This is a genomic window from Kiritimatiellia bacterium (genome assembly GCA_028715905.1).
GTDB lineage: Bacteria > Verrucomicrobiota > Kiritimatiellia > JAAZAB01 > JAAZAB01 > JAQUQV01.
The window spans coordinates 19,095-29,479 of record JAQUQV010000030.1; the positions used below are offsets into that span (position 1 = coordinate 19,095).

General features: G+C 51.8%; 8 protein-coding genes and 1 tRNA gene. 5 read left to right on the top strand and 4 right to left on the bottom strand.

Annotated elements, in window-relative coordinates; translation table 11 throughout:
- Positions 1-55 precede the first annotated feature (55 nt).
- On the bottom strand, positions 56-1,378 hold the full coding sequence (locus tag PHP98_07270) for a pyridoxal phosphate-dependent aminotransferase (protein MDD5483435.1): 1,323 nt from the start codon (positions 1,376-1,378) through the stop codon (positions 56-58).
- Positions 1,379-1,546: 168 nt separating this feature from the next.
- Positions 1,547-2,032: an HIT domain-containing protein gene (locus PHP98_07275; GenBank protein MDD5483436.1), complete on the bottom strand. Its 486-nt coding sequence runs from the start codon at positions 2,030-2,032 to the stop codon at positions 1,547-1,549.
- A 197-nt stretch (positions 2,033-2,229) separates the two neighbouring features.
- Between PHP98_07275 and PHP98_07280 the strand changes: the two genes are divergently transcribed.
- Positions 2,230-3,291, top strand: a complete 1,062-nt coding sequence (locus PHP98_07280; protein MDD5483437.1) for a class I SAM-dependent methyltransferase — start codon at positions 2,230-2,232, stop codon at positions 3,289-3,291.
- Positions 3,251-4,357: a glycosyltransferase family 4 protein gene (locus PHP98_07285; GenBank protein MDD5483438.1), complete on the top strand. Its 1,107-nt coding sequence runs from the start codon at positions 3,251-3,253 to the stop codon at positions 4,355-4,357. The genes PHP98_07280 and PHP98_07285 overlap by 41 nt, the downstream gene beginning before the upstream one ends.
- A gap of 25 nt (positions 4,358-4,382) precedes the next feature.
- Here the strand turns inward: PHP98_07285 and nifS are convergent, their stop codons facing one another.
- Complete coding sequence (gene nifS / locus PHP98_07290) at positions 4,383-5,540, bottom strand: cysteine desulfurase NifS (GenBank protein ID MDD5483439.1); 1,158 nt, start codon at positions 5,538-5,540, stop codon at positions 4,383-4,385.
- Complete coding sequence (nifU, locus tag PHP98_07295) at positions 5,537-6,388, bottom strand: Fe-S cluster assembly protein NifU (protein MDD5483440.1); 852 nt, start codon at positions 6,386-6,388, stop codon at positions 5,537-5,539. Before nifU ends, nifS begins: the two co-directional genes overlap by 4 nt.
- A gap of 240 nt (positions 6,389-6,628) precedes the next feature.
- On the opposite strand from nifU, the gene mnmE reads away from it, so the two are divergent.
- The 3 genes from mnmE to PHP98_07310 all read left to right on the top strand — a co-directional run bounded on the left by mnmE (position 6,629) and on the right by PHP98_07310 (position 10,383).
- Positions 6,629-7,996, top strand: a complete 1,368-nt coding sequence (gene mnmE / locus PHP98_07300; protein ID MDD5483441.1) for a tRNA uridine-5-carboxymethylaminomethyl(34) synthesis GTPase MnmE — start codon at positions 6,629-6,631, stop codon at positions 7,994-7,996.
- Positions 7,993-9,933, top strand: a complete 1,941-nt coding sequence (locus PHP98_07305) for an FAD-dependent oxidoreductase (GenBank protein ID MDD5483442.1) — start codon at positions 7,993-7,995, stop codon at positions 9,931-9,933. Before mnmE ends, PHP98_07305 begins: the two co-directional genes overlap by 4 nt.
- Before the next feature lie 379 nt (positions 9,934-10,312).
- Positions 10,313-10,383: transfer RNA gene (locus tag PHP98_07310), tRNA-Gly, on the top strand.
- Positions 10,384-10,385 lie beyond the last annotated feature (2 nt).

The following is a 10,385-nucleotide window of genomic DNA, read 5'->3' on the forward strand; positions in this document are numbered from 1 at the left end:
CCTGCGCTATGGAACAAAAATGGCGTTTCTTCATGCTTGCTTTCCGGATGCGCGCTTACGCCGAAGCCAGGTAATCGCGGATTGCCTGCGCAAGGCGTTGGTAAATCTGCCGGCGGCGCGCGGAGACGCGGTCAAGCGTGGTAACGCGGAAGCCGGGAAAAGGCGAGGAAAAGTCGCTGGCGGGCACGACGCATATGCCCGTGGAGGCCAGCGTGTAATAGGCGAATCTTTTATCCGGCGGACAACCGGGATCCGCTGTCAGTCGCCGGATAATGGCGGCTGCGCGCGCGTTTTTCACGGGCAGTTTCTGCCGCCGGTTGAGCAGTCCTTTTTCAAAGAGCGCCATCAGGTAAAAAGCGCCCTGGATCGGGCGGACCTTTATGCCGGGAATTTTTCCCAGCATCCCGGCAATGTCATTGCTGATCTGTTCCAGCTCGGCCGTGTATTGCCGCAGCCAGCGGGCGTAGTGCGGGCTTTCGTAAATAAGAGGCGCGGCGGCCTGCGGCAGGGCCGCCGCGCAGACTTCCAGCAGAAGGGGTTTTTTCATGCTTTCAAAAAAAAGGTCAAAGTCCCTGTCCAGGCCGCTGTTATGGAATTCAAGCCAGCCGCAGCGTCCGCCCGGCCAGGGAATGTCTTTGGACATGCCGCGCATGACAATGAGCGGAACGCGCCGGGCCGCCAGCTCGGTCAGGTGGACATATTTGGTCTTGTTGAAAACCAGCCGGAAATAGACTTCATCGGAGATCAGCATTAAGCGGTGGCGCCCGGCCAGTTGCACCACCCTTTCCAGCGTGTCTTGATTGTAAACCGCGCCGGTCGGGTTGTTGGGATTGATCAGCAAAATGCCGGCAATTTCCGGGTGCTTTTTTATCTGGCTTTCCAGATGTTCCAGGTCGGGCGCCCAGTTATTATCCGGATCGGCGCGGTATCCTATGGAAGGCTGGCCGGCGGCAAATTTTTCATTGGAAATATGGCAGGGGTATCCGGGGTGCGGCTGGATGATGCGGGTGCCCGGTCTGAGCGTCCGGTAAAACAGACTGATGGCGGCGCCCAGTCCGTTGGTAAACAGGACATGTTCGGCGTCAAGGCGGCTGGAAGGAGCGAGCTTTTTTGCGCAGTCGGCGACCCATTGCCGGCTTTGCAGCATGCCCCTTGAATGGGCGTAACCGAAAATTTTATTGTCGTTTCTGACAATATCCGCCAGGATTTTTTTGACAAAAACCGGCACCTGCCATTTCTTGGCCACCGGGTCGCCGATATTTTCGCCCACGAATTTGAATTGAGGGTCGGCCTCGCCGAGTTGCTGGGCCAGTTCCACGACTTCCCGGATGCCGTACTGTAGGAACGCTGTTTTTGGGTTAAATATTTTTTTTCGCATAGATTTTGTACCGCCGAGGCGCCGAGGTCGCAGAGATAAAACAAAATGTTTTTATTATTTTAATTAAAGGAAATGACGCTCATTCCATTGTTACGCGGTCAGCTTTTACCAGCATGATCATAATCAGAAAATATTTGCAATAAAATCCTGCGCTTCTTGCGCAGAATTTTATTGATCACTGTTTAAGGCCTTACGCAGTTTGCGCCAGACTTCTTCCAGGGGCTGGGGAATGATTTTCACCCCGCCCAGCACCGGCATGAAGTTCGTGTCGCCTTCCCAGCGCGGAACGATATGCAGGTGCAGATGGTCCTTTAACCCGGCCCCGGCGGCCGCGCCAATGTTGAGCCCCAGGTTGAATCCGTCTGGTTTCAGGCATTTCCGGAGCGCCCGGCAGACGCCGGAAGCCAGCCGCATCATTTCGGCCGTTTCTTCCGGGGCCAGGCTTTCCAGGGCGTCGGCATGTTTATAAGGCGCGACCATTAAATGTCCGTTATTGTACGGATATCTGTTCAGAAGCAGGATGCAGAATTGACCGCGTTGCAGCACGAAATTCCGTTGATCCCGGCTGGCCTTGATAATATCGCACAGGAAACAACCTTTTTGCCGGGACTTCAATATGTATTTCATGCGCCAGGGCGCCCAGATTCTTTTCATGTATCTATCCGCGCTGATTGCGTCTCGCTTGAACGAAAAATATACTATGCCTTATCGCAATGTGCAACCTGAATTTTGCACGCGAAGCGCGCAAAATTCACCCGAAGGGCCGCGACGCAAGAACATTCTCGGCGCTTGCGCGGAACGGGCGGTTCATGTAGACTATTTTGATTAACACAATATGAAAGGCGGACAAGATGCTTTTTTTAGACGCGCAGGAAAAAAAAGAATGGCGGGCGCTGGCGGCCGAGGCGTTTGCCGGCAAATGCGGGCCGGAGCAATTGCAACCCCGCGTCCGCGCCAACCTGGCCCCGATGTTCGCTTATTATCTGGGATCTTTACTGGCCGCCAAGGGCCAGGTCAAACTGGGCCGGCAATGGCTGGCGGCCGGCGCCCTGGCGGAAGAAGAAAAACTGATGTCCAACGCGTATCTCTCGTCCTTTATTGAGCGCCGGCATGGACAAGTGGCCATGCCGGCGGTTGTTTTTGCGGACCCGCGGCCTTATATCCATTTCACCGGCGTGCCGGCCGTGCGCGATTCGCGTTTGAACTTTTTAAGGCATTGCTCGCATTCGCTGCCGGCATTTACCAGTCCGGTCGGCATTATGGATATTGGCTGTGGCGATGGCGCCTTGACTGCGGCTTTTATTAAGGCATTGCGCCGGGCGGGCAAAATCGGCGACATTGCAGAAATCATGCTGATTGACCGCTCGCAGGGCATGCTTGATCTGGCCGTTACCACGGTTCACAACGCTGTCAAAGGCGCCCCGGTAAAATCCGTGAAAAGCAAAATAGAAGACGTCTCCGGCAAAATTGACCGGCATTACGATATTGTCGTCAGCTCGCTGGCCTTCCACCACATGCCGGTTGAGCAGAAACGGATTCATTTGAAAACTTTAAAACGCTGGATGGACCATTTTATTATTTTTGAAATAGATGCCAATAATGACCTGCCGGAGCAGCACTCGCCGGAAATGGCGCTCTCCGTTTATCAGTCTTACGGCCGCATGATTAACCTGGTTTTTACGCACGATGCGCCGGTTGAGCTGGCGCTGGCCTGTGTGGACGCGTTTCTGATGACGGAGGAAATATCCTTTTTGATCCAGCCGCGGGGCGAGCGCAACGACTACCATATGCTCAAAACCCAGTGGCACGATCTCTTTGAAGAAACGCTCACGCCCGATTTCGGCTGCCTCTGCGACTCGCCCTGTTACGCTGATGACTACACCGGATTTTTCACCATGCATTACGGACGCTGACCCGCGGCGGACACTGCTGTTCCTGGACAAGGTGTTCCTGAAACCCCGCAAGGCAAATCTGCGCGGGGTGGAATTGTTCAACCTGAACCTGCTCAAGGATCTTGTGCGGGAAGAGTTCCGGCCGACGGTGCCGGTTCATTTTTCATGGCGGGAAATTTTCAACCGCGAATTTGGCGGCTCGCCGTCCGAATTCTGCGCGACAACCTGGAAAAACAACCTCGCCGGCGGCCTGCAGGCCGCCTGGCGCCTGCGGCGCCGGCGTTATGAAAAAATTATTCTGGCAAACGTCGCCAACGACCTGGTGCCGGCTCTCCGGTTGCTGCTGTTGTTCAATCCGCGCCTGGAAATAATTCTTTTTGCCCACCGCCTGCCTGCGCGGAGATTCCTGGCGGTTCTGCCGCGCAAAACAACCAGGATTCTGGCGGTCAACAGCATAATCGCCGGCCGTTTTAAAAAAGCGGGGTTCGCCGACGCGGAAGTGTTTTTTGGCCATATCAGCGCCGCCCGCTTTCACCCGCCGGCGTCCCGCCGTGAACAAAACGCCGGCGGCGGAAAAGTTCATTTCTGCGTGGTCGGTTTTCTGGAGAACGCCTGGAAAGGCGCGGACACCGCCGTGGCCGCCTGGCGCGCCCTGCCGGAACATATATCCGCCGGCTGCGTTTTGCATTTGGCGGGTTATGCGTCGCCGCCGCACTTCCCGGAAAAGAATATAAAAGTCTATCACTGGCTGGCGGCGGACGATATGCCGGAATGGTTGCGGGGCATGGACGCCATGATCGTGCCTTCGCGCGACGAGCGCGTCATGCGCGAAACTTTTTCGCTGGCAATGGTTGAGGGTATGCTGACCGGCCTGCCGCTGGTCGTCTCCACCCTGCCGGTCTTGACCGAGAAATTATCGTCCGGCGGCGGTTATGTATTTAACAGCGCCGCCGAGCTGGCGCAATCAATCGCCAGACTGGCGGCGGATGCGGAGTTGCGCGCCAGGCTCGGGCAGGAAGCCCGCCGAACCGCTCTCGCGCGCTACGTCTGGAACACCGGGGATTTTATCGGCCGTTATCTTGCTTGAGGCGGGCGCCGGCTTGCCGCGCAAGTTACATCCGGCCGAAGGGCGAAATGCTTCTCAGTTTCCGAATAATCGGCGGTAAATGCTCCAGGACATAATCAACGTCATCGCCGGTGTTGTAACGGCTCAGGCTGAAGCGGATTGAGCCGTGCGCGGCGATGAAAGGGACGCCCATGGCGCGGATCACATGCGAGGGCTCAAGCGAGCCGGAGGTGCAGGCCGAGCCGGAAGAAGCGGCAACCCCCAGGTCGCTCAGGTGATATAAGATTGATTCGCCCTCAACATAAAGGAAACTGATATTGAGCGTGTTCGGCAGGCGGCGGGTCTGGTCTCCGTTCACCCGCGTGTCGGGGCACATTTTCAAAATACCTTCCTGCAAGCGGTCCCGCAAGGCCGCCACGCGCGCGGCTTCTTCGGAAATGCTGTCCGCCGATAATTCGCAGGCTTTTCCAAGCGCGACGATGCCGGGCACGTTTTCCGTCCCGCCGCGCTTGCCGAATTCCTGGTGTCCGCCGTGGATAAGGGGCGCGACGCGCGTTCCCCTGCGGATATAGAGCGCGGCGACGCCCTTGGGCGCGTGCAATTTATGGCCGGACAAAGAAAGCAGATCCGCTTTTGTCCCGCGCAGGTCAATCGGGATTTTACCCGCGGCCTGGACCGCGTCGGTGTGCATGATTCCGCCGGCGCCCTTGACCATCTCCGCTATTTCCCTGATGGGAAATATCACGCCGGTCTCGTTGTTGGCCCACATGATGCTTACCAGCGCGGGACCCTGACCCAGGTACCGTTTAAGCTGACCGAGATCAATCTGCCCGTATGAATCAACGTCCAGCTCAATAACATTAAATCCAAGGCCTTTCAGTTTGCGGGCCGGTTCCAGCACAGCCGGATGTTCCACGCGCGTGGTGATGAAATTCATCCTTTCGGCGGCCGCTTCCATTGTGCCGAGGATGGCCATGTTGTTGCTTTCTGTGCCGCAGCTGGTGAAAACGATTTCCGGCTGGTCCGCTCCGATAAAGTCGGCTACCTGCCGGCGGGCCCGCTCCACGTGCCGGCGCACCTGGCCGCCAAAGACGTGCATGCTGGAGGGATTGCCCCACAACTCCTTTAAGAAAGGTGTCATAGCCTCCAGCACCTCGGGCGCCACGGCGGTCGTGGCGTTATTGTCCAGATAAATCTGTTTCAAGGAGGAGCCTCCTTTACGACAATATCGGGGGAGACAAATTCTTTCAGCCTGGCCTCCACCACATCCTTGAGGGTAAAGCGCGCCACCTGGCAGTTCGCGCACATGCCGCGCAGGGCCACGAACACGTCGTTGCCGGCCACGTCAATGAGCTCTATGTCGCCGCCGTCTTTCCGCAAGGCGGGCCGCACTTCTTTTTCCAGAGTTTCTTCAATCAGCTTGATTTTCTGAAGGGTTGTCAATGCCCGGCCGGGACGGGGCGGACGGGGTTGCTCGTTTTTCGGTCCCAAACCGTTGATTTTTGCGATGATCGCCGCGATATCATCGCGGCATTTCCCGCAGGCGCCGCCGGCCTTACAATAGTTGGTAACCTGCTCCACGCCGGTGAGATGGTTGTCGCGGACCACCCGCGTTATTTCCTCCTCCGTAACGCCGAAACAGTGGCATATTACCCGGCCTTCCAGAATTTTTCCGGAAGTATCCCCGGTGCGATAGTTATGAATGGCCAATTCCAGCGCCTCGCGCCCCATGACCGAGCAATGCATCTTTTGTTCCGGCAGTCCGCCGAGATAATCGGCGATGTCCTGGTTTGTTATTTTTTCAGCCTCTTCCAGGGTTTTGCCCTTGATCATCTCCGTCAAAGCCGAGGAGGAAGCAATGGCGCTGGCGCACCCGAAGGTTTGGAATTTCGCTTCGGCTATTCTTTTGTTTGCGTCCAGCTTGAAGGTGAGTTTCAAGGCGTCGCCGCAGGCCATGGAGCCGACCTCGCCGCTTCCATCCGGATTGTCAATCACCCCCACGTTCCGCGGATTGCGAAAATGGTCCAGCACTTTATCCGTATATTCCCACATGATTTTCTCCGGCCAAAAAAGCGTTTTTCAAAACTTTTTCGCGCAAAACCAGCCAGGACCGCATTTTTTTCTCAATAGATAAGCGTTGGCTTCGCAAACCTTGCGCGGCAATTGGCTCAAATAATTATCATTGCCGAACAACCGGTTCCCGCGTCCCCCCGCGCCGTTTTTTTCGTGCATGTGATAATGATATTATTTTGTAGTGAAAAGTCATTATTTTTCTGATAAATATTGCTTCCCATGGCCATCTTAAACGATACGATCGCCGCCATCAGCACGGCTCCCGGCGAAGGCGGTATTGCAATTGTCCGGGTGTCCGGTCCCGAAAGTCTGCCGGTTGCCGACATGATTTTCAAATGTTCGCCGCCCCGGCCGTCGGAACGGCCGGCGCCGGCCGTGGTTTACGGACACGTCGTTTCTAAAGGAACGGTGCTGGACGAAGCGTTGCTGCTTGTCATGCGCGCTCCACGCAGCTATACGCGCGAAGATGTTGTTGAATTTCATTGCCACGGAGGAACCATATCGGCCAAAAAGATATTAAGGGCCATTCTGCGGCAAAAAATACGCCTGGCAGAGCCCGGTGAATTCACAAGGCGCGCTTTTTTGAACGGGAGAATAGACCTGCTCCAGGCCGAAGCCGTGCTGGATCTTATCCGGGCCCAGACGGACCGCGGCGCGGCCGCCGCCGTTGAACAGATGGATGGCGCTCTAAGCGCTTCATTCAACGATATTTACGATGTAATCTTACAGGCGTGCGCGGATGTTGAAGCAACGCTTGATTTTATTGAGGACGAACTTCCCGATTCGGTTGTGCCCGGTATTGCCGAGCGGCTGAAGGGCGCATTGCACAAAATTGATGCAGTATTGGAAACCTGGGACGAGGGCCATGTCCTGAGGGACGGCGCGCTGGTGGTTATTTCCGGCAAACCCAATGTGGGTAAATCCACCCTGCTGAACGCCTTGTCTGGCCGGAATCGGGTCATTGTCTCTCCTATTCCTGGCACCACCCGGGACGTGGTTGAAGAACAGATCGCCATTGACGGCATTCCTGTTCGTCTGATTGATACCGCCGGGCTGAGATTGTCGGAATGCTGCCTGGAGCAGGAAGGCGTCCGTAGGGCAAAACAACAGATGGAGCTGGCCGATATTAATTTGCATGTTTTTGATGCGTCAGTCCGTCTGCAACCTGACGATTACGAAAACATCAAAACCCTTGATTACAAAAGGACAATTATTGTTTTGAACAAAATAGATTTAGGCCTTGCCATTTCATTGTCAACATTTGACGGCTATGCTTTTCTGCAAACGCAAGTAAATGATAATAAAGGAATTATAGAAATTAAAAAAGAAATAATCAATAAACTTGGTGTGCAAAAAGGCCGTATGCATAAATGTGTTATTTCGGAAAGGCACAGGAATATTCTGCGCGATACGCAGTCCGATTTGGAAGAAGCCGTTACTATGCTCTGTTCGCATGATGAGTCCTGCCTGATTCTTGCGGCCTCTAAAATCAGGAACGCTCTTGAATGTATTGCCCGCGCAACAGGGAAAAAATATTATCAGGAATTACTTGATTCAATTTTTAATAGATTTTGTATCGGAAAATGACGACATTACAGAATTCCTCTGGTTTAATATGCGATGTCATCGTGGTTGGAGCCGGACATGCAGGTTGCGAAGCGGCATTGTCTGCTGCCAGAATGGGAGCAAAAACTTTTTTGATAACAGCCGATAGTAAATATATAGCAAAAATGTCATGTAATCCTTCAATCGGCGGTATAGGTAAATCACACCTTGTCAGTGAAATAGATGCTTTAGGCGGAGAAATAGCAAGAAATGCCGATTATACCGGCCTTCAATACAGAATTCTTAATCTCCGTAAGGGACCGGCAGTCCAGTCAATCAGAATTCAATGCGATAAATCATTCTATTCTCTTAGAATGATTGATATTCTAAAACACTCTAAAAATATCACTATTTTAGAAGCAAGTGTTATAAAATTATGGGTTGAAAATGGTAAACTGAAAGGTGTAATTTTACTGGATAATAGTAAAATTATGGGAAAAACAGTTGTTTTAGCGCCGGGGACTTTTTTAAATGGAGTAATACATATCGGTCAAAAATCATTTGGCGGCGGACGCAAGGGGGAAATGGCGGCATTAGAATTAAGTCATAATTTAAAGGAATTGGGTTTTAGTTTGGCAAGATTTAAAACCGGGACGCCGCCTAGAATTCATAAAGAAACGGTGGATTATGGCGCAATGAGTCGGCAAGATGGTCTTGAACCGCCGCCTTTGATTTCAAGCGCGGCAAAACATGATTATAAGGACAGCTGTAAATCAAAAAATATTTTAAATAATAATATTATTAAACAATTGTTCCACGTGGAACAATTGGCTTCAAATATGAGGCCCTGGCCGCCGGGAACATCTCAAATACCTTGTTATTTGACTCATACTAACGAACAAACACATGACATTGTAAGAAATAATCTTCATTTAAGTTCATTATACGGCGGCTATATTTCTGGAACAGGTGTTCGTTATTGTCCGTCCTTTGAAGATAAAATCGTCAAATTTCCTGAGAGCAAAAGGCATCATGTCTTTATTGAACCCGAAGGACGAAATTCAATTAAAGTCTATCCAAATGGAATATCCAATAGTTTGCCTGAACATATTCAAGATCAGTTTGTCCATTCTATCCCAGGCCTTGAAAAATGTATCATATTAGATTATGGATATGGCATTGAATACGATTATTCCGATCCTACGCAATTAGCAAATAGTCTTGAATCAAAATCTATTGAAAACCTGTTTTTTGCAGGACAAATCAATGGAACAACCGGATACGAAGAGGCGGCAGCTCAAGGATTTATTGCGGGAGTGAATGCCGCGGCCAAAATACTTGGCAGAGAGAAAATCAGTATTTCACGGAATGAAGCTTATATTGGCGTCCTGATAGATGACCTGGTAACCAAGGGGACTGACGAGCCTTACAGAATGTTTACTTCGCGTTCAGAACATAGACTGATGTTACGTCAGGATAATGTAATGTTCAGAATGCTGGGGCTCGCGCAAAAAATAGGAATATGTGCTCCAGACGAAATTGCGACACGCGAAAAACACTACAGAATGATAAAAAAAGAAACTGACAGGCTTTCTAAAGTTTTTCTGGGTTCATCAAGTTTGTCCCAAATGCTTAAAAATCCGGATAATAATTATGATCAAATCCCAGGTTGCAATCCGGACCTGCCGGACGAAGTCAAAAAACAAATTGAAATACAATTAAAATATGATGGATATATCAAACGCGAACTGGAACAAATCCAGAGATTTTCCCGCATTGATTCCATCCTGATTCCAGATTGGCTTGACTATAATGCCATCAAAACGCTTCGCTTTGAATCCAGGCAAAAACTGCTCAAAATTAAGCCAACCTCATTAGGCCAGGCTTCAAGGATTCCCGGCGTCAATCCATCCGATATTGCCATAATTGATATCTGGATCAAAAGAGGGGAAATGTTTAAAACTGTAAGTTCTTGGTAGTCAAACCGTTGTATCGTAAAGCATTGTTCTTTGTCAGGATATTGCCTGCATATTCTCGTTTTATCAAACAAGGCTATCATTTGATAGATACGCGCGTTCTGGATTGCCAGCGGCTTAAGAATTTGATGACATTACTCCTGGCGGCGGCTTATTCTTTCGCTGTCCAATTCAGGGAAACATGTAAGCTGGCGGTGTTTTGTGTCCGTGTGGCGCGGGTGGCCGCAATCTTGCCGGGGGGGCGATAGCCATAATCTTTTTTTACGCCGGATTTCTTTGTTGCTTTAGCGCCATGCCCATATATTATAAGACTGGGATAATAAAAAGCGCTCGCTCGCACAGACGCGCGTTTTTTCAGGGTCATCGTATTTTTGCATTATTTGCGGGTGTAGCTCAATGGTAGAGCTCCAGCCTTCCAAGCTGGTGGTGAGGGTTCGATTCCCTTCGCCCGCTCC